An 18,029-nucleotide genomic window follows, 5' to 3' on the forward strand; every position below is an offset into this window, starting at 1 on the left:
GCACCCTCGTCCGGGCGGTAGTGTGAATCTTCCCTCCCCACGACCCCCTCCTCCCCCAGCGAAAATCGGCTTGGGTGACACTACTTCGGTCCGAAGACTATGCGGCGGCCGGAGCCGGCGGGTGGGCATTCGCCTGTCCGGGGGGCCGCCAGTGGTTCCGTTAGCCAGCGTGGGCAGACGAGGGAGCGTGCAGATGGATTTCGACGTGACGGTTGAGATCCCCAAGGGTCACCGGAACAAGTACGAGGTGGACCACAAGACCGGCCGGATCCGGCTGGACCGCACCCTCTTCACCTCCACCCAGTACCCGGCCGACTACGGGTTCATCGAGGGCACCCTGGGAGAGGACGGCGACCCGCTGGATGCTCTCGTGCTGGTGCCCGAGCCGACCTTCCCGGGCTGCCTGATCCGCTGCCGCACCATCGGCATGTTCCGGATGACGGACGAAAAGGGCGGCGACGACAAGGTGCTCTGCGTGCCCTACGAGGACCCGCGCCAGGAGCACCTGCGTGACATCCACCACCTGGGCGAGTTCGACCGGCTGGAGATCCAGCACTTCTTCGAGGTGTACAAGGACCTGGAGCCCGGCAAGTCGGTGGAGGGCGCGACCTGGGTCGGCCGCACCGAGGCCGAGGCCGAGATCCACGCCTCCTACCAGCGGGCCCGCGACGCCGAGGCCCGCGGCGAGTCCGCCCACTGACGATCGCTGACGTGCCGGGCCCGGGTGCCGCTCAACCGAGCAGCCCCCGGGCCCGGTCGTACAGGTCGAGCACAGCGCAGGCGACCGGCACCACGGCGACCACCAGCGCGGTGTCGGTCAGGTCGGCGATCCGGCCCAGGTACGGCGAGACCGGGCGGTTCGCGTACCCGGTGCCGGCCGCGACGGCCACCAGGGCCAGCGCCGCCCCGCCGAGGACCAGCGCCAGTCGACCGGCGTCGTCGGCCCGGCCGACCAGCACCGCGCCCAGCACCGCGTAGCCGGCCAGACCGGCGAGCACCGTCGGCACCCGGTGCCGCAGCGCCACGAACAGCCGCGACCGCAGCAGCAGCACGCCCGACGTCACCGCCACGAGCACCCGGTTGGCCGTCGCGCCGGCCACCCCGAGCACCGCCGCGGCGACCACCGCCAGCACGGCGTGCCCGAGCAGCATCCCGGTCAGCATCTCCTCGGTGCGGGTCACCGCCGCGTGCACCCGGCCCCGGTCCGGCAGGTCTCGAACCCGCTCCGGCTCGCCGGTGGGAGCGGCTGGCGGCAGGGTGACCGGCGGCAACGGCAGCTTGCCCAGCCGGATGGCCAGCAGCGGGATCGCCCCTACGGCGAAGACCAACGCGCTGAGCAGCACCGCCGCCGTGCCGGCCGGGGTCAGCAGCAGCCCGCCGAGTGCCGCCCCGGCACCGACCAGACCCACGGTGACGCCGGCCACGAAAACCCGCAGCCGGCTGGCCACCCCGAGCAGCCCGAGCAGCGCGACCAGCAGCAGCACCACCGAACCGGCCAGCAGTTCGGGCGCGCCGACCCAGCGCGCGGGCGCGATCGGCCCGACGGGGTCGCCCGAGCCGACCGCGAGGGCGCCGGCGACGAACGCGTACGGCAGGGCGTAGCCGCCGAGGGTCGCCCCGGCGGCGCCGTCGCCGTTGGCCCGGGAGGCGACCGCACCGGCCACGGTGAGCAGCAGCGCCACCACGCCCGCCGCCACCCAGCCGCCGCGGTGCGCCGGTCCGCTCGCGAGCAGGGCGAACAGCCCGACGGCGAGCGGCACGGCCGCGCCCGCCAGGCCGGCCACCCGGCTGGCGGCGGGTGACCAGGCGCCGCCGCGACGGCGCGCGCCGTCGGCGATCGCCTCCACCACGTCGTCGTACTCCAGCTCGGGCCAGTGGGCGCGGGCCGGCACCAGGTGCAGCACCTCCCCGTCGCGGACCCCCTGCGGCAGCAGCGCCTGGGCGGTCGCCAGCAACGCTCCGTCGGTGCGGCGCAGCACCCAGCCGCCGTGCCGCTCGCCGTCGTCGGCCAGCCCCTCACCGGCGTGCCGCAGCACGTCGGGCAGCAGCTCAGCCAGGGGCACCTGCTCCGGCAGGGCGACGTCCACCCGTCGTTGCGGCGCGCTGATGGTGACGCGGGCCAGCCCGGTTGTCATCGACTGGTCTCCATATCGAGGGGGATCGGAGGCTGCGCGGACGACAGGACTTTACCTACCATGAGCCAGGCTCGGGTTACCCAGCGCTGTCAGGAGGCCGAGTGTCCACCGTCGTCATCAAGCGCCCGCCCCGCCGGCCGGCGCCGGAGATCCCGGCCGGCGAGCTGCCGGTCGAGGCGCCGCCGGAGATCCCCGCGGTGACCGGTGGACGGTGGCAGCAGATGCTCATGCTGCTGCCCATGCTCGGCGGCACGGTGGCGATGGCGATGATGTTCGGCCGGGGCGGCGGCGCCTACTCGTACGTGGTGGGCGGGATGTTCGGGCTCTCCTCGCTGGCGATGCTGGTGACCTCCTGGGGCAGCGCCTCGGGCACCCCGAAGAAGTCCGAGATGATGGCGGCGCGCCGGGAGTATCTGCGCCACCTGGCCACCCTGCGTCGTCGGGTACGGCAGACGGCCGGGCAGCAGCGGGCCGGGCTCTACTACCGACACCCGGACCCGGGTCGGCTGTGGTCGACGGTGGACAGCCACCGGGTCTGGGAGCGGCGTCCCGTCGACCCGGACTTCGCGGTGGTACGGGTCGCCGTCGGGCCGCAGACGTTGGCCACCCCACTCGTCCCTCCGGTCACCCGGCCGCTGGAGGAGCTGGAGCCGATGACCGCCGGCGCGCTGCGCCGCTTCCTGGACGCGTACTCCGTCGTGCCGGACCTGCCGGTGGCGCTGTCGCTGCGCAGCTTCGCCCGGGTGCACGTGCGGACCGGCCGCGGCAGCGGCGCCCCGGCCACCGGGGGGCCGTCGACCGGTGACCCGGCGGCGCAGGCGCTGGTCCGGGCCGTGCTGACCCAGCTGGCCGTCTTCCACGCCCCCGACGAGCTGCTGGTCGCGGTCTGCGCCGGACCGGAACGCCGGGCCGGCTGGGAGTGGGTGAAGTGGCTCCCGCACGCCCACCATCCCAGCCACAACGACGCGCTCGGGCCGGTCCGGCTCGTCAGCAGCTCCGCCGCCGAGCTGGAACGGCTGCTCGGCGACGTGCTGGCCAGCAGGTCCCGGTTCAGTCCGGCCGGCCCGGCCACGGACGGCCCGCACGTGGTGGTGGTGCTCGACGGTGGTGACCTGACCGGCGCCACCGACCTGACCGGCGACGGCGGCATCGACGCGGTCACCGTCCTCGACCTGGACACCCCACCGCCGCGCCTGCTCGAGCGGTACGCGCTGCTGCTGGAGCTGCGGGGCCGGCGGCTGCACTCCTGGTCGATCGAGGGGCACGCGGAGGTGGGCACAGCCGACCAGCTCGACCCCGCCGACGCCGAGGCCGTCGCCCGGAGGTTGGCGCCGCTGCGGCTGGCCGGGGCGGCGCGTGGCTCGGACGCCCCGCTCCAGGCCGAGCTGGGCCTGCCCGAGCTGCTCGGCCTCGGCGACCCGGAGAGCTTCACCGCCGAGCAGGGCTGGGCGCCGCGCTCGGCCCGGGACCGGCTGCGGGTGCCGATCGGGGTGGGCGCCGACGGCGGCGCCATCGAGCTGGACCTCAAGGAGTCCGCCCAGGACGGGATGGGCCCACACGGCCTGCTCATCGGGGCCACCGGCTCCGGCAAGTCCGAGCTGCTCCGCACGCTGGTGCTGGGGCTGGCCGCCACGCACAGCTCCGAGCAGCTCAACTTCGTGCTGGTCGACTTCAAGGGTGGTGCCACCTTCGCGTCGTTCGACCGGCTGCCACACACCGCCGCCGTGATCACCAACCTGGCGGACGCGCTGCCCCTGGTCGACCGGATGGTGGACGCGATCAACGGCGAGCTGGTCCGCCGCCAGGAGCTGCTGCGGCGGGCCGGCAACTTCGCCAGCGTGCGCGACTACGAGCGCGCCCGGGCCGCCGGCAGCCCCCTCGCGCCGCTGCCGTCGCTGCTGCTGATCTGCGACGAGTTCTCCGAGCTGCTCTCCGCCAAGCCCGACTTCATCGACCTGTTCGTGCAGATCGGCCGGCTGGGCCGGTCGCTCGGCGTGCACCTGCTCCTCGCCAGCCAGCGCCTGGAGGAGGGGCGGCTACGAGGGCTCGACACCCACCTGTCGTACCGGATCGGGTTGCGCACCTTCTCCGCGCTGGAGTCCCGCACCGTGCTCGGGGTGCCGGACGCGCACGAGCTGCCCCGCTCGCCGGGCCACGGTTACCTGCGCGCCGGCACCGACCCGCTGGCCCGGTTCAAGGCCGCGTACGTCTCCGGCGCGGTCCGCCGCCGTGCCGCGTCGGCCCACGCCACCGCTGGCGGGGGCGCCCGCCTGCTCACGTTCACCACCCACGTCGTACCGGTGCCCGAGCCGGCCAGCCCGGCCGTGCCCGTCGCAGCCGAGGAGGAGAGCGGCCGGGAGACGCTGCTCGACCTGCTCGTCGACCGGCTCGTCGGGCAGGGTCCGCCCGCGCACCAGGTCTGGCTCCCACCGCTCGGTCAGCCACCGGCCCTGGACGACCTGCTCGGCCCGGTCGAGGTGGACCCGGCGCGGGGGCTCACGGTGGGAAACCCGGAGCTGCACGGCGCGCTCGGGGTGCCGGTGGCCATCGTGGACAAGCCGCTCGAGCAACGCCGGGACCTGCTCTGGCTGGCTCTGGACGGCGCGGCCGGCCACGTCGCGGTGGTCGGCGCACCGCAGAGCGGCAAGTCCACCGCCCTGCGGGCGTTGATCTGCGCGCTGGCACTCACGCACACCCCCGCCGAGGTGCAGGTCTACTGCCTCGACTTCGGCGGCGGCGCGTTGGCCGCGCTGCGCGACCTGCCGCACGTGGGCGGGGTGACCGGCCGCGCCGACCCGACCGCGGTACGGCGCACGGTCGGCGAGATGACGACCCTGCTGGCCGAACGCGAACGCCGTTTCGCCGAGCTGGGCGTGGAGTCGATGGCCGCGTACCGGCAGCGGCGGGCCTCGGCGGGGACGGCCAACCAGCCAGCCGCCGACCCGTTCGGCGACGTGTTCCTGGTGATCGACGGCTGGAGCACGGTGCGCGGCGAGTACGACGACCTGGAGCCGCTGGTCACCGACCTGGCGACCCGGGGCCTGTCGTACGGGCTGCACGTGGTCGCCACGGCGCTGCGCTGGCTGGACTTCCGGCCGGCGATCCGCGACCTGTTCGGCTCCCGGCTGGAGCTGCGACTCGGCGACCCGGCCGACTCGCTGGTGGCCCGGCGGGCGGCCGCGAACGTGCCGGAGCGTTCCGGCCGTGGGGTGACCGCGGAGGGCCTGCACTTCCTCACCGCCCTGCCCCAGCTCGCCGCCGGAGGCGGGGACACGGCCGATCTCGTCAAGCGGGTCGCTGGCAGTTGGACGGGCCCTCCGGCGCCCCGGGTCCGGCTGCTTCCGCCGGTGCTGCCGTACGCCGAGCTGGACCTCGCCGCGACGACCGGGCTGCGGTTGCCGATCGGCATCGCCGAGGCCGACCTCCGCCCGGTGCTGCTCGACTTCGCCATCGAGCCGCACTTCGTGGTCTTTGGCGACGGGGAGTGCGGCAAGTCGTCGTTCCTGCGCGCGCTCGCGACCTCGATCATCACCCGCTTCACGCCCGAGCAGGCCCGGGTGATCCTGGTCGACTACCGACGCAGCCTGCTCGGCGCCATCGAGACGCCGCACCTGATCGGCTACGGCACCGCGGCGGCGCACACCGCCGACCTCGTCGAGTCGGCCGCCGGCTATCTGGAACGGCGGGCTCCCGGGCCGGAGGTCACCCCGCAGCAACTGCGCGACCGGTCGTGGTGGTCCGGGCCGGAGCTGTTCGTGCTGGTGGACGACTACGACCTGGTGGCGACCGGGCCGGCGAACCCGTTGCGCGCACTGGAAGAGCACCTTCCCCACGCCCGTGACGTGGGGCTGCACCTGGTGCTGGCCCGCCGCTCCGGCGGCGCGGGCCGGGCCCAGTACGAGCCGATCGTGCAGCGGCTGCGGGAGCTGTCCACGGCCGGGCTGGTGATGGCGGGCAGCCCGGAGGAGGGTGCGCTCGTCGGGCCGGTCCGGCCCGGGCCACTGCCGCCGGGCCGTGGTCGGCTGGTCACCCGGCGGGAGGGCGTACGCCTCGTGCAGCTCGCCCACCAACCGCCGCCGTGAACCTGTTCGCAGGTTCTTCCGTTGATACGCAGGGATACAGGTAATCTCCGATCGTCATGGTTCTGTCGGGATGAATGGCTGAGGATGTGACTGGGGTTCGGCACAGCTGTCCGGCAGCGGCCCGACGGGCGACCGGCCGGATGCTGCTCGGTGTGGCGGCGGTGCTCGCCGTCGCGGCTCCGGCCGCGGCCGTCGCGCCCGTCTCCGTGCCCGCCACCGGTGGTCAGCTCGCCGGCGCGCCGATGGCGTTCGCCCCCGGCGACAGTGTCAGTCGCACCGACCAGGTCCGTGACGAGCAGTGGCAGCTCGACGAGCTGCGCGCCGAGACGGCGTGGCGCACCTCGACCGGGCGGGGCGTCACGGTCGCGGTGGTCGACTCCGGAGTGGACGCCAACCATCCCGACCTGGCCGGCCAGGTGCTCCCCGGCCAGGACCTGGTCGGCCCCGACGGCGGCGCCGGCCCGGATCCGGTGGGGCACGGCACCACCGTCGCCGGCCTGATCGCGGGGCGCAAGGACGACAAGCGGGGCGTGGTCGGCCTGGCGCCGGACGCCCGGATCCTGCCGGTCCGGGTGCTCGACGACCAGAACCGCTACGACGACGCGCTGATCGTCGCGAGGGGAGTGCGCTGGGCGGTCGACAACGGCGCCCGCGTGATCAACCTGTCGCTGGGCGGCAGCGGCGACAGCCCGGCCCTGGCGGCGGCGTTGGACTACGCGTTCGCCCGGGACGTGGTGGTGATCGCCTGCACCGGCAACCTCGCCACCTCCAGCAACTCCAAGGTCTGGTACCCGGCCCGCGAGCCGGGCGTGATCGCGGTCGCCGGCCTGGAGGGCCGCACCGACAACCTCTGGTCCGGTTCGATCACCGGCCGCGCGACGGTGCTGACCGCCCCCGCCAGCGGGCTGGTCGGCGCCCGTCCCCCCAGCGGGTACTGGCGGGTGCAGGGCACCAGCTTCGCGGCGCCACTGGTCACCGCCACCGCCGCGCTGGTGCGTTCCCGCTACCCCCAGATGCCCGCCGGCGAGGTCGTCAACCGGCTGCTGGCCACCGCCCGTGACATCGGCCCGACCGGGCGCGACGACCGCTTCGGGTACGGCGTGGTGGACCCGGTGGCCGCGCTGACCGCGGACGTGCCTCCGGTGACCGCCAACCCGTTGGACGATTTGACGTCGCCGGGTGTGGTCGGCTTCGGCCCGGCCCCCGGTTCCGCAGACGACGACCCGGTGACCGGCGCGGGCAGTGACCCGCTCGGTCTCACCGCACCCCGCCAGCAGACCCGGTGGACGGCCCGGCCCGCGGGCGCGCAGGACGATTCGGCCCCGGAGCGCCTGTGGACGGGGGCGGCGCTCCTCGTCGCCCTGATCACCGGCGCGGCGTTGATGGTGCGCCGGTTCCGTCAGCAGGCCCGCTGATCGCTGCCCACGCCGCAGGCCTGAGCGCGCAGCCGGTGGGGTAGAACCGTCGGCATGAGCACGCCCGGCCCGCACACCCTGGCTCCTGACCACCAGCCGTCCTGGCGGCGCCGCCGCCTCGACCCCGAGCACTCCCTCGGCCTGCCGCTGACCCTGGCCGCGACGGCGGCGTTCCTGGTGCTGGTGCCGTTCGCGCTGCTCGCCCTGCTCGTGCTCGGGGCGTGGCCGCCGCTGCACCGGCTCGACGCCACGATCACCCACGCGTTGCACCACTACGCGCTCGACCACCCGGCCTGGGTCGCGCTGATGCGGGTCTGGACCGAGGTGTTCGCGCCGATGCCGCTGCGGGCCGTCGCCCTGCTGCTGGTGATCTGGCTGCTGCGCCGGGGAGCCCGCCGGCTGGCCCTGTGGGCGACCACCACGATGGTGGTGGGTGGGTTGATGGGCCCGCTGCTCAAGCTGCTCGTGGGCCGGGACCGGCCGGAGCTGCTCGACCCGGTGGCCCGCGCCGCCGGCTACTCGTTCCCCTCCGGGCACGCGCTGAACGCCACCCTGGCCGCCGGGGTGCTGCTGCTGGTGCTCCTGCCGTACGTGGGGCGGGGGGTGTGGCGGGTCGTGCTCTGGGTCGCCGCGGTGCTGCTCGTCGTGGTGACCGGGCTGAGCCGGGTGGCGCTCGGTGTGCACTTCGCCAGCGACGTGCTCGGCGGCTGGTTGCTCGGGGTGGCGGTGGTCGCGGCGACCACGGCCGCGTTCACCAGCTGGCGGGCGCACACCGGTCTGCGGCGCGTCCAGCCCACCCGCGACGGTGTCGCGCCGGAGGTCGAGCGGCACCCCGGAGCGGCCTGAGGCGTGCCGACCAGCGCGACAGGGTACTGGCCGACCCATGTCCGACACCGTGGTCCAGATCGTCCGGCGGGTGCTGCTGCCGGTGTCCCTCCTGCTCGGCGTCATGGTGCTGCTCGGGGTGCTGGTGACCCGGGTGTTCGCCCGGACCTGGCCGTTCACCGCCGAGGACTCGGTGAACCGGGAGCTCGCGGGCGACCGCACCGCCGGCTGGAACGACGTGTCGCTGGTGTTCAGCACGCTCGCCAGCACCCAGATGATCGTCGTGGTCACCGTGCTGGCGGCGCTGGCGCTGCGGCTCTGGCTCAACCGCTGGCGTGAGCCGCTGTTCCTGTGCGCGGCGGTGACCGCCCAGGCGCTCGTGTTCCTGCTGACCACGCTGGCGATCGACCGGCGGCGGCCGGCGGTGGAGCACATGGACGTCTCCCCGCCCACGTCCAGCTTCCCGTCGGGGCACACCTCGGCGGCAGTGGCGCTCTACGTCGGCATCGCGGTGCTGCTGGCGCTGCGGGCACGGAGCACAGGGGCGAAGGTGGCCTGGTGGACGCTGCTGCTGATGGTGCCGCTGGGCGTGGCGCTGACCCGGATGTACCGGGGGATGCACCACCCGAGCGACGTGGTGGCGTCCTTCCTCAACGGCGGCACCTGCGTGGCGATCATGGCGCGCAGCGTGCTCGACCGGTCGGTGCGGTGGGGCCGGGCGAAGCTGCCCAGCGGCAGCAGGCCTGCCGCGCCGGCCCGGAGCTGACCCGGGCGGCGCTCAGGTGCACTCGCCGGTGCCGACGCGCCGGTTGCGTTCGGCGCCGGCCAGCGCCACCGGGCGGGCCTCGGCCGCCGTCACCGCGAAACCGGTGTTCGGGTCGTCGGCCGCCGCCGCGAAGATCACGCCGAGCACCAGGCCGTTGGCGGAGAGCAGTGGGCCGCCCGAGTTGCCGCTGCGGACCAGCGCCCGGATCGTGTAGATCTCCCGGGTGACGTCGCCGGAGGAGTAGATGTCCGGTCCCTTGATCCGGTCGACGTCGCGGACCCGCGCCGACTGCGCGTTGTACGGGCCGTCGAGCGGGAAGCCGAGCACGATGGCGTCGGTGCCGCTCACCGCGTTGCCGGCGGCGAACCGCAGCGACGGCCCGGGCAGCCCGGGAACGAGCAACACGGCCAGGTCCCGGTCCGGGTCGTAGACCACCACCTCGCCGTCGTACCGGTCGCCGCCCAGCTCCACCGCCACCGAGCGGGTGCCGGCCACCACGTGCGCGTTGGTCATCACCCGGTCGTCGGCGTACACGAAGCCGGAACCCTCGATCCGGCGCGAGCAGCTGGGCGCGGAACCGAGCACCTTGACCACCGACCGCTGGCCGTTGACCACCACCTGGGAGCCGGCCAGCGCCGGGTCGGGCGGGTCGACCTGCCGGGCCCGGGTGGGTGCGAGGTCCCCGAAGACGTCCGGGAAACCGTCGGTGTCGACGGTGTCGCGCAGTGCCGTGGAGAACTGGTGGGCCTGGTCCGGCAGGACCCGGTTCACCACCGTGATCAGCGCGCTGTTGCGGACCGACGCGGCCAGCCAGGGCAGCGAGGACGAACCGAGCGGCACGGCGACCAGCCACGCGAGCAGCAGCACCGCGAACAGCGACACGAACGCCCCGCCGACGTCGTCGACCCGTTTGCCCACGTCGCTGGTGATCGTCCTGCGCAGGTGCGAGCCGAGCCAGCCGGCCAGAGCCTGCCCGATCACGGCCAGCCCGAAGACCGCAACCAGGGAGATCAGCACCCGGGTGCCGGCGTCCACGAACTGTCGGGCGAACAGCGGCCCGAGCTGGAGACCCAGCAGCAGGCCCAGGAAGAAGCCGGACAGCGACGTGATGCCGATGACGAAACCCTGGCGGTATCCGCTGATCGCGAACACGAGCATGAGCAGCAGCAGGACGAGATCCACGACGGACACGGGTCAAGCGTACGGGCAGTGCGCCCGGCGGATGACCATCGCTTGCCGAAGGTGACCGTGTGGTCAGCGCAGGGCCGTCTCGTCCACCTCGTCGGCGCCGGCGGAGGGCGCCGGTGTCGCGCCGGTCGGCGGCAGCTCGACCACCCGGCCGCGCGGCCACGGGCGGGCCCAGCCGCCCATTTCCAGCAGGGTGGCGAGCACCCCGGCGGTGAAGCCCCAGACCAGCATGCCGCGCGCCGAGAACGCCGGCCCGATCCAGCCGCTGGGGTGGCGGACCCGCAGCCGGTTGGCCGGGTCGACCAGTTCGCTGACCGGCAGACGGGCCACGTGCGCCACCTCGGCGGGCTCCCGGGGGTGCACCGGGTGCGGGTCGTGCCACCAGGCCAGCACCGGGGTGACCACGAAGTCGCTGACCGGGATCCACAGCTTCGGCAACTCGGCCAGCACGGTCACGCTGGCCGGGTCGAGGCCGACCTCCTCGTTCGCCTCGCGCAGGGCGGTGGCGCGGACGTCGGCGTCCTCCGGGTCGGCCGCACCGCCGGGGAAGGCCGGCTGACCGGCGTGGTTGCGCAGGGTGGCGGCGCGTTGCAGGACGAGCACGTCGGGGCCGACCCCGGGCTGCTCGCCGAGCAGCACCAGCACGGCGCTCTCCCGGCCGCCCTGGGCCGGTGTGGTCAGCCGGGTGAAGTCCTCGGCGCGGGCGGTGCCCAGCCGGGTCAGCAGCGGCTCGATCCACTCGGGCGGCTGGCGGGTCACGCCGGCACCGCCAGACCGAGGTGCTGACGGACCAGCTCGGCGAGCCGGGCGTCGTCGAGCGCACCGGTCGCGTCGACGTGCCGGATCCGGCCCTGCGCGTCGACGAAGAGGGTCAGCGGGATGGCGTTGCGGTTCAACGCGCGTTGCAGCGCCTCCCCCTGGTCGACCAGGATCGGGAACCGGACGCCGAAGTCCTCGCCGATGGACTGGGCGCCGTTGCGGCTGTCCCGGCTGTTGACCCCGACCACCTGGAACCGGCCGGCGGCCCGCTCGCTGAGCCGCTGGAACGCGGGCAGCTCCTTGCGGCACGGCGGGCACCAGGACGCCCAGACGTTGATCACTGCCGGCCCGGCCACGTCCCGCAGCGCGACGGGGGCGCCGCCGGTGAAGCAGGCCAGGGTCAGCTCCGGCAGGGCCTCGCCACCAGCGCGGGGTGCCGCCGCGTCCGCGCCGGCCGTTGGTGCCGTGCCCAGCGCCGCGCAGTCCTTGAATGGTGACGGGCGCTCAGCCGCCGCCGGCAGGGGTGCCGGATCGTCGTCGGTGGCCGTGGTGCAGCCGGCGACGGCCAGCAGCAGCGGCAGGACCAGCAGGAGGAGGCGCCGGTTCACGGCACCTCCGCGGCGACCGCCTGGGCGGGCACCAGCTCCGGGTCGACCCCGGCGGCCACCGCGAGGTCGCGCGCCCGGGGGCCCTTGAGCAGCTTGGCGGCGGCGGCCGGCTCCGTCGGCCCGGTGCCGTACGACGGGCACAGCTTGGCCAGCGTGCACGCGCCGCAGGCGGGCTTGCGGGCGTGGCAGACCCGCCGCCCGTGGAAGATGATCCGGTGCGACAGCATGGTCCAGTCGCGCTTGTCGTACAGCGCGCCGACCGCGTGCTCGATCTTGACCGGGTCGGTCTCGGTGGTCAGCCGCCACCGGTGGACCAGCCGCTGGAAATGCGTGTCGACCGTGATGCCCGGGACGTCGAAGGCGTTGCCGAGGATGACGTTGGCGGTCTTGCGGCCGATCCCGGGCAGCGTGACCAGGTCGGCGAGCCGGCCGGGGACCTGGCCGTCGTACCGGTCGAGGAGGGCCTGGCCGAGCTGGAGCAACGAGTTGGTCTTGTTGCGGTAGAAGCCGGTGGGCCGGATCAGCTCCTCCATCTCGCCCCGGTCGGCGCTCGCGTACGCGGCGGCGCTCGGGTAGCGGGCGAAGAGCTTCGGCGTGACCTCGTTGACCTTCTTGTCCGTGCACTGCGCGGAGAGGATGGTGGCGACGGCCAGCTCCAACGGGCTGGAGTGGTCGAGCTCACAGTGCGCGTCGGGGTGCGTCTCGGCCAGCACCCGGCCGATCCTGCGGGCACGACGTTTGCGCCCGAGGTCGGTCTCGCTGGCACCGGGAGGGCTACTGGTCACGACGGCCAGCCTACGTCGCGGCCCGGACGTTCCCCGTCGGGTCAGCCGGCGGTTGGCGCGGAGATCTTTCCCTGCCCGTCGAACCGGGCGCCACCCTTGGGGAAGTCGCTGCGGCTCAGCTCGGTGACCAGGCCCAGACCCCGGTCGGCCGGGTCCATCGTCGGCTTGCCGGCGGAGTTCATGTACGTCGAGGTGAACGAGCCGCCGGCCCAGCTGCCGTCCGGCTTGAGCGACACCTTCAGCACCCCGCCCCAGCCGAGCCGGCCGGTGTTGCTCAGCGAGTTGCCCCCACCGGCGAAGTTGCCCAGGCTGTACGCGATCAGCCGCCCCTGGTAGAACTCCATCCCGCGCAGCACGTGCGGCCCGTGCCCGACGATCAGGTCCGCTCCAGCGTCGATCATGGCGTGCGAGAACTTCACCGGGTCGCCCCGGTTCTCGCCGAGAAAGATCTCGGTGCCGGGCTTCACCCGCGTCTTGTCCGCGCCCTCGCCACCCATGTGCACCTGCACCACCACCAGGTCGGCCATGGTGGCGGCCTTGGCGACCACCGCCTTGGCCCTGGCGATGTCGACGAGGCTGTTGGACCAGACGTACGACGAGAAGCCGGCCACGGCGACCTTGACGCCCTTGACGTCGACCACGGTGATCTGGTCCGGGGCACCGGTGTGCTTGAGGTCGTACTTCTCCAGTGCCCGCTGGGTGTTCTGGTAGCCCTTCGGGCCGTAGTCGTAGCCGTGGTTGTTGGCCTGGTTGAGCACGTCGAAGCCGGCGTCCCGCAGGTGCGCGGCGTATTCCGGCGGGGCGCGGAACTGGAAGCAGCGAGTGGAGTTGGCGCCGCACTTGCCGGTGCCGGTGTCCACCGTCAACGGCTCCTCCAGGTTGCCCATCACCAGGTCGGCCTTGAGCGCCTCGGTGACCGAGGTGAAGAAGCCCTTCCCGCCGGCGGCGGGCAGCCGGCTCGGCGCGTTGCCCATGATGATGTCGCCGGTGGCGGAGAGCGAGATGGCGCCGCCCCCGCCGGAGGCCGAGGGGCTGCCGCTGGCCTTCGGGCCGGCCGTCGTCACCGGCGCGCCGGTGTCACCGCCGCCGGCGCCCGGCTGCCAGACCGGGGCCTCCCCCGAGTCGGCACAGCCGGCGACGAGCAGGGCGGCCAGCACCGCGGCGAGGCCAAGGGCGACGCGGCGGCGCGGTCGGGGCGCGGAGGGCTGGGGAGCGTACATCGTTCGCGACCCTACCGGCCCGTAAACGCGCCGACGAGGGCCGATCGGTCGGAAGTTCAGCCGGTCAGCTGGTCTGACCAGGGCACGACCGGCCGGTCGCCGCCGGCGAGCACCGCGGCGTGTACCGCTCGGGCCAGCGGGGCGCCCCAGGCGGAGCGCGGCCCGCCGTACGCGGCCTCCGGCCCGTCGACCGGGCAGAGCACGGTGACCGAGTCGGTCGGGGTGCCGGTGCCCGGCAACCCCAGCTCCCTGATCGCCTGGGTCTTCGCCTCGGTCGCGGTGGCCACCGCGTTGACCAGAGCCGAGTCGGAGAGCCGGGCCGGCACGTACACCACGATGTTGACGGTGCCCACCCGCTGGGCGAGCGCCGCCGGCGCGGGCTCGGCGGCGAGCACCGGGGTGCCGAGCCCGACGGTCGCCCAGGTCCGCACCCCGGTGTCGGTCCTGCCCACCACCTCGGTCACATCGACCCCGGTCAGCAGGCCCACCCCGGGCCCGTCGAGGGCCAGGTCGGTGGAGAGCGCGGCCAGGTGCGCGGCCGGGTCGTCCCGGTCGTACGACATGGGCACGGTCGCGTTCAGCACCCAGTGCCGGAGGCCGATTCCACCGCCGAGCGGGCCGCTGCTGACGGCCCGCAGCGGCCCGTCCGCGCGCCAGACGAGTAGCGGGATCTTCCGCCCATCCTCGGTACGGCTGGTCAGACTCGGGTCGCTCAGCACGTCGGGCAGGTTACGCCCACCGATCAAGATTCCAGGGGCGACCTCTGATTCATGCTCACGTGCGCCTAGACTTGGCGGCGCGCGAGGGGATCAGCGGACGGCGGCCCCGGCCGACGGACGGCACGCGCAACCGGAGGTGCGCGATGGACGAGGTACTGGCCCGCAGCGGGATCTTCCAGGGTGTAGACCCGGAGGCTGCCGAGGCGCTCGCCAAGGAGATGGAGACGATCGAGGTCCGAAAGGGCGAGATCGTCTTCAATGAGGGCGAGCCCGGTGACAGCCTCTATATCTTGCTGTCCGGAAAGATCAAGGTTGGCCGCCGCGCAGCGGACGGCCGGCAGAACCTGATCGCGGTGATGGGCCCGTCGGACATGGTCGGTGAGCTGTCGCTCTTCGACCCGGGTCCGCGTACGGCGACCGCCACCGCGGTGACCGACACCCGGCTCGTGCGACTGCGCAAGCAGGCGCTGCGGCCGTGGCTGAACAACCGTCCGGAGATCGCGGAGCAGCTGCTCCGGGTGCTCGCCCGGCGGCTTCGCCGCACCAACGACTCGCTCGCCGACCTGATCTTCACGGACGTGCCGGGCCGGGTCGCCAAGAACCTGCTCCAGATGGCCGGCCGCTTCGGCACCCGCGACGGCGGCGTGCTACGGGTGACCCACGACCTCACCCAGGAGGAGATCGCCCAGCTCGTCGGCGCCTCCCGGGAGACGGTCAACAAGGCGCTGGCCGACTTCGCCTCCCGGGGCTGGCTGCGGCTGGACGGCAAGAGCATCATCATCCTGGACCCGGAGCGCCTGGCCCGCCGCGCCCGCGTCTGAGCAGCACGTCCGTCCCCGCCCGCCGTCGTCGACGGCGGGCGGGGACGTCTCGTTCCGGCCTCTCGTTCTCTGCCCGGCGCAGAATTCCTGGACGGGGTGCCGGCACGGCGGGAGGGTGGAGCGATGCTGAACCGCGTCGCCGTCCTGTCCGACATCCACGGGGTACTGCCCGCACTGGAGGCGGTGCTGGCCGAGCCGGACGTCGCCGCCGCCGACCTGGTCGTGCTCACCGGCGACATCGCCGCCGGCCCGCAGCCGGTGGAGGTGCTCGACCTGCTGGCCGGCCTCGGCGACCGGGTCTGCTGGGTCGGTGGCAACGCCGACCGCGAACTCGTCGAGGCCCGGGCCGGCCGCGCCGCCTCGATCGAGGTGTCGAACTGGGCCGCCGGGCAGTTGCGGGAGGACCAGGTGGCCCGCCTCGCCGCGCTGCCGACAACGGTGACCCTGGACATCGACGGTCTCGGCCGGACGCTGTTCTGCCACGCGACGCCCCGGGACGACGAGGAGGTCGTGCTCGTCGACTCCCGGATGGCCCGGTGGTCGGAGGTGTTCGCCGGCCTCCCGCCCGAGGTCGGAACGGTGGTCTGCGGTCACACCCACATGCCCTTCACCCGCCTGGTCGACCGCCGCCTGGTGGTCAATCCGGGCAGCATCGGCATGCCGTACGGCGGGGCCGGCGCGTGGTGGGCCCTGCTCGGGCCGGGCGTGCACCTGCGCCGTACCGCGTTCGACGTGGACGCGGCCTGCGCCCGGGTGGCCGCTGAGTCGACCTTCCCCGATGCCGCCGCCTGGGCTGACGAGTACCTGCGCTCCCAGCACAGCGACGCCGACGCGCTCGCCGTCTTCGGCCCACGAGACGGTCGCTGAACCGCCCAGCCGGGGCTCGGGGAGGGAGGGCCACCGCACTCGCCTTCTCCGGCCCCTGAGAGTCACCAAAGCAGGAGCTGGGGGACGGTTCGGGGCGCCTTTGGAGCTGAATCGCTTGCGACATCAGCGGATGCGATCGGCGGACAACAGCGGCGGACAACAGCGGGCGGACAACAGCGGCGGACAACAGCGGCAGACGACTCGTTTGTGACATCAGCTCCACAGCGAGCCAGCACTCTGCACCCAACCTTGAGCCGCGCCGCCACACCCCTCACCGCGCCCCCGTGGGCAACGTGAACCCGGAAAAAGTCAGTCTTGACTGTTTGTTTCGTAGGCCGCAGGCTGTGCCGGTGACCACCTCATCGACGCGCGTCCCTCAGCAGGAGCGCAGCCGGGCCACCCAGGCCCGGCTGCTGGAGGCGACCGTCGACTGCCTGGTCGAGCACGGCTGGTCCGGCACCACCACGACCGTCGTCGCGGCCCGGGCCGGCGTCTCGCGCGGCGCACAGCTGCACCACTACCCCACCAAGGCCGCGCTGGTCACCGCCGCCGTCCGCCACCTGGCCGAGCGCCGGGCCGACGAGCTGCGTACCGAGGCGGAGGCGTTGCCGGCCGGGCCGCAGCGGCTGGACCGGGTGGTCGACCTGCTGGGCGTGGCGTTCACCGGGCCGCTCTTCGTCGCCGCGCTCGAACTCTGGGTTGCCGCTCGCACCGACCGGGAGCTACGGGAGGCGCTGGTCCCCCTCGAAGCGACCGTCGGCCGCGAGATGCACCGGCTCACCGTCTCCCTCCTCGGTGTGGACGAGCGCCGCCCCGGCGTCCGGGAGGCGGTGCAGGCCACCCTCGACCTGCTCCGCGGGCTGGGCGTGGCGAACCTGCTCAGCGACGACTCGGCCCGGCGTACCGCCCTGTTGACCACCTGGAAGCGCCAGCTCTCCGCCCTGCTCACGCCCTGACCGCCGGCCGCAGCGGCCCACACCGACCGGAGGCACCATGGTCGACCTCACCGACCTGCTCACGGACCTGGCCGACGAGTCCGCTCAGTTGGACGCCCTGGTGGCACCCCTGCCGGCGGCCGACTGGGCGCGGCCGACCCCCGCGCCGGGCTGGAGCGTCGGGCACCAGATCGCCCACCTCGCCTGGACCGACCACGTGGCGCTGCTGGCCGCCACCGACGCGGCAGCGTTCTTCGCGACGGTGACCGCCGCACCCGACCCGGCCCGCATGGTCGACCACGGCGCCGAGCAGTTCCTCGCCCCGCCAGCGGACCTGCTGGTCCGGTGGCGCGCCGGCCGGACGGCGCTGGCCGCCGCGCTCGCCGCCGTCCCGGCCGGCGAGAAACTGCCCTGGTACGGCACCCGGATGTCGGCCACCTCGATGGCGACCGCCCGGATCATGGAGACCTGGGCCCACGGCGAGGACGTGGCCGACGCGCTCGGCGTCGCCCGCCCCGCCAGCGACCGGCTCCGGCACGTGGCGCACCTCGGCGTGCGTACCCTCGGGCACGGGTTCGCCGCGCACGGCCGGCCGGCACCGACGGCGCCGGTCCGGGTCGAGCTGACCGGGCCCGGCGGCGACACCTGGAGCTGGGGCCCGCCCGACGCCCCCGACCGGCTGACCGGCCCGGCCCGGGACTTCTGCCTGCTGGTCACCCAGCGCCGCCACCGCGCGGACCTCGCCCTGCTGGCCACCGGCCCGGTGGCCGACGAGTGGCTCGACGTGGCGCAGGCCTTCGCCGGCCCGCCCGGCTCCGGCCGGGAGCCCGGGGCGGAGACCGCCCGGGAAGCCGCGCGGACCGGCGGCGAGGTTCCGGCGTGATCCGGATCGGCAACGCCTCCG

General features: G+C 74.2%; 16 protein-coding genes. 9 read left to right on the plus strand and 7 right to left on the minus strand.

The features are described from left to right. Window positions 1-193: 193 nt before the first annotated feature. On the plus strand, window positions 194-700 hold the full coding sequence (locus DKT68_RS06240; RefSeq protein WP_109816465.1) for an inorganic diphosphatase: 507 nt from the start codon (window positions 194-196) through the stop codon (window positions 698-700). A 31-nt stretch (window positions 701-731) separates the two neighbouring features. Here the strand turns inward: DKT68_RS06240 and eccD are convergent, their stop codons facing one another. Next, window positions 732-2,135: a type VII secretion integral membrane protein EccD gene (gene eccD / locus DKT68_RS06245; RefSeq protein ID WP_109816466.1), complete on the minus strand. Its 1,404-nt coding sequence runs from the start codon at window positions 2,133-2,135 to the stop codon at window positions 732-734. 101 nt (window positions 2,136-2,236) lie between these two features. Between eccD and eccCa the strand changes: the two genes are divergently transcribed. From eccCa to DKT68_RS06265, 4 genes are all read left to right on the plus strand, one after another. Continuing rightward, window positions 2,237-6,217, plus strand: coding sequence for a type VII secretion protein EccCa (gene eccCa, locus DKT68_RS06250; RefSeq protein ID WP_109816467.1), 3,981 nt, complete (start codon window positions 2,237-2,239; stop codon window positions 6,215-6,217). 74 nt (window positions 6,218-6,291) lie between these two features. Next, window positions 6,292-7,632, plus strand: a complete 1,341-nt coding sequence (mycP, locus tag DKT68_RS06255) for a type VII secretion-associated serine protease mycosin (protein ID WP_201748928.1) — start codon at window positions 6,292-6,294, stop codon at window positions 7,630-7,632. A gap of 54 nt (window positions 7,633-7,686) precedes the next feature. Beyond that, window positions 7,687-8,478: a phosphatase PAP2 family protein gene (locus DKT68_RS06260; protein WP_109816469.1), complete on the plus strand. Its 792-nt coding sequence runs from the start codon at window positions 7,687-7,689 to the stop codon at window positions 8,476-8,478. Window positions 8,479-8,515: 37 nt separating this feature from the next. Then, window positions 8,516-9,223, plus strand: a complete 708-nt coding sequence (locus DKT68_RS06265; RefSeq protein WP_109816470.1) for a phosphatase PAP2 family protein — start codon at window positions 8,516-8,518, stop codon at window positions 9,221-9,223. 12 nt (window positions 9,224-9,235) lie between these two features. On the opposite strand, the gene DKT68_RS06270 is transcribed toward DKT68_RS06265, so the two are convergent. The 6 genes from DKT68_RS06270 to DKT68_RS06295 all read right to left on the minus strand — a co-directional run bounded on the left by DKT68_RS06270 (window position 9,236) and on the right by DKT68_RS06295 (window position 14,502). Next, the gene (locus tag DKT68_RS06270; protein ID WP_109816471.1) at window positions 9,236-10,414 is read right to left on the minus strand and encodes a MarP family serine protease; all 1,179 of its coding nucleotides are present in this window, start codon (window positions 10,412-10,414) and stop codon (window positions 9,236-9,238) included. A 63-nt stretch (window positions 10,415-10,477) separates the two neighbouring features. Continuing rightward, entirely contained in the window at window positions 10,478-11,170 is a 693-nt protein-coding gene (locus tag DKT68_RS06275) for an NUDIX hydrolase (protein ID WP_109816472.1), read from the minus strand. Further along, window positions 11,167-11,778 carry a TlpA family protein disulfide reductase gene (locus tag DKT68_RS06280; RefSeq protein ID WP_109816473.1) on the minus strand — a complete coding sequence of 204 codons (612 nt, stop codon included), beginning with the start codon at window positions 11,776-11,778 and terminating at the stop codon, window positions 11,167-11,169. The genes DKT68_RS06275 and DKT68_RS06280 overlap by 4 nt, the downstream gene beginning before the upstream one ends. Further along, window positions 11,775-12,563, minus strand: coding sequence for an endonuclease III (gene nth / locus DKT68_RS06285; protein ID WP_109816474.1), 789 nt, complete (start codon window positions 12,561-12,563; stop codon window positions 11,775-11,777). The genes DKT68_RS06280 and nth overlap by 4 nt, the downstream gene beginning before the upstream one ends. Window positions 12,564-12,604: 41 nt before the next feature. Further along, entirely contained in the window at window positions 12,605-13,783 is a 1,179-nt protein-coding gene (locus DKT68_RS06290) for a CapA family protein (RefSeq protein WP_109816475.1), read from the minus strand. A 56-nt stretch (window positions 13,784-13,839) separates the two neighbouring features. Beyond that, window positions 13,840-14,502: an adenosylcobinamide amidohydrolase gene (locus DKT68_RS06295; protein ID WP_109816490.1), complete on the minus strand. Its 663-nt coding sequence runs from the start codon at window positions 14,500-14,502 to the stop codon at window positions 13,840-13,842. Window positions 14,503-14,645: 143 nt separating this feature from the next. Here DKT68_RS06295 and DKT68_RS06300 point away from each other — a divergent pair, with 143 nt between their 5' ends. The 4 genes from DKT68_RS06300 (at window position 14,646) to DKT68_RS06315 (ending at window position 18,008) form a co-directional block, all read left to right on the plus strand. Continuing rightward, window positions 14,646-15,323 carry a Crp/Fnr family transcriptional regulator gene (locus DKT68_RS06300; protein WP_007466162.1) on the plus strand — a complete coding sequence of 226 codons (678 nt, stop codon included), beginning with the start codon at window positions 14,646-14,648 and terminating at the stop codon, window positions 15,321-15,323. A 123-nt stretch (window positions 15,324-15,446) separates the two neighbouring features. Continuing rightward, window positions 15,447-16,190 carry a metallophosphoesterase family protein gene (locus DKT68_RS06305; protein ID WP_109816476.1) on the plus strand — a complete coding sequence of 248 codons (744 nt, stop codon included), beginning with the start codon at window positions 15,447-15,449 and terminating at the stop codon, window positions 16,188-16,190. A gap of 350 nt (window positions 16,191-16,540) precedes the next feature. After that, on the plus strand, window positions 16,541-17,146 hold the full coding sequence (locus DKT68_RS06310) for a TetR/AcrR family transcriptional regulator (RefSeq protein WP_109816491.1): 606 nt from the start codon (window positions 16,541-16,543) through the stop codon (window positions 17,144-17,146). A gap of 37 nt (window positions 17,147-17,183) precedes the next feature. After that, complete coding sequence (locus tag DKT68_RS06315; RefSeq protein WP_109816477.1) at window positions 17,184-18,008, plus strand: TIGR03084 family metal-binding protein; 825 nt, start codon at window positions 17,184-17,186, stop codon at window positions 18,006-18,008. Window positions 18,009-18,029 lie beyond the last annotated feature (21 nt).

The organism is Micromonospora acroterricola, assembly GCF_003172955.1.
GTDB classification, from domain to species: domain Bacteria; phylum Actinomycetota; class Actinomycetes; order Mycobacteriales; family Micromonosporaceae; genus Micromonospora; species Micromonospora acroterricola.

Excerpts from the sequence above, each read along its gene's own strand:
- DKT68_RS06260 (WP_109816469.1), top strand. The coding sequence starts at position 7,687 with ATGAGCACGCCCGGCCCGCACACCCTGGCTCCTGACCACCAGCCGTCC.
- DKT68_RS06240 (WP_109816465.1), top strand. The coding sequence starts at position 194 with ATGGATTTCGACGTGACGGTTGAGATCCCCAAGGGTCACCGGAACAAG.
- DKT68_RS06300 (WP_007466162.1), top strand. The coding sequence starts at position 14,646 with ATGGACGAGGTACTGGCCCGCAGCGGGATCTTCCAGGGTGTAGACCCG.
- DKT68_RS06315 (WP_109816477.1), top strand. The coding sequence starts at position 17,184 with ATGGTCGACCTCACCGACCTGCTCACGGACCTGGCCGACGAGTCCGCT.
- DKT68_RS06290 (WP_109816475.1), bottom strand. The coding sequence starts at position 13,783 with ATGTACGCTCCCCAGCCCTCCGCGCCCCGACCGCGCCGCCGCGTCGCC.
- DKT68_RS06265 (WP_109816470.1), top strand. The coding sequence starts at position 8,516 with ATGTCCGACACCGTGGTCCAGATCGTCCGGCGGGTGCTGCTGCCGGTG.
- mycP (WP_201748928.1), top strand. The coding sequence starts at position 6,292 with ATGGCTGAGGATGTGACTGGGGTTCGGCACAGCTGTCCGGCAGCGGCC.
- eccD (WP_109816466.1), bottom strand. The coding sequence starts at position 2,135 with ATGACAACCGGGCTGGCCCGCGTCACCATCAGCGCGCCGCAACGACGG.
- DKT68_RS06305 (WP_109816476.1), top strand. The coding sequence starts at position 15,447 with ATGCTGAACCGCGTCGCCGTCCTGTCCGACATCCACGGGGTACTGCCC.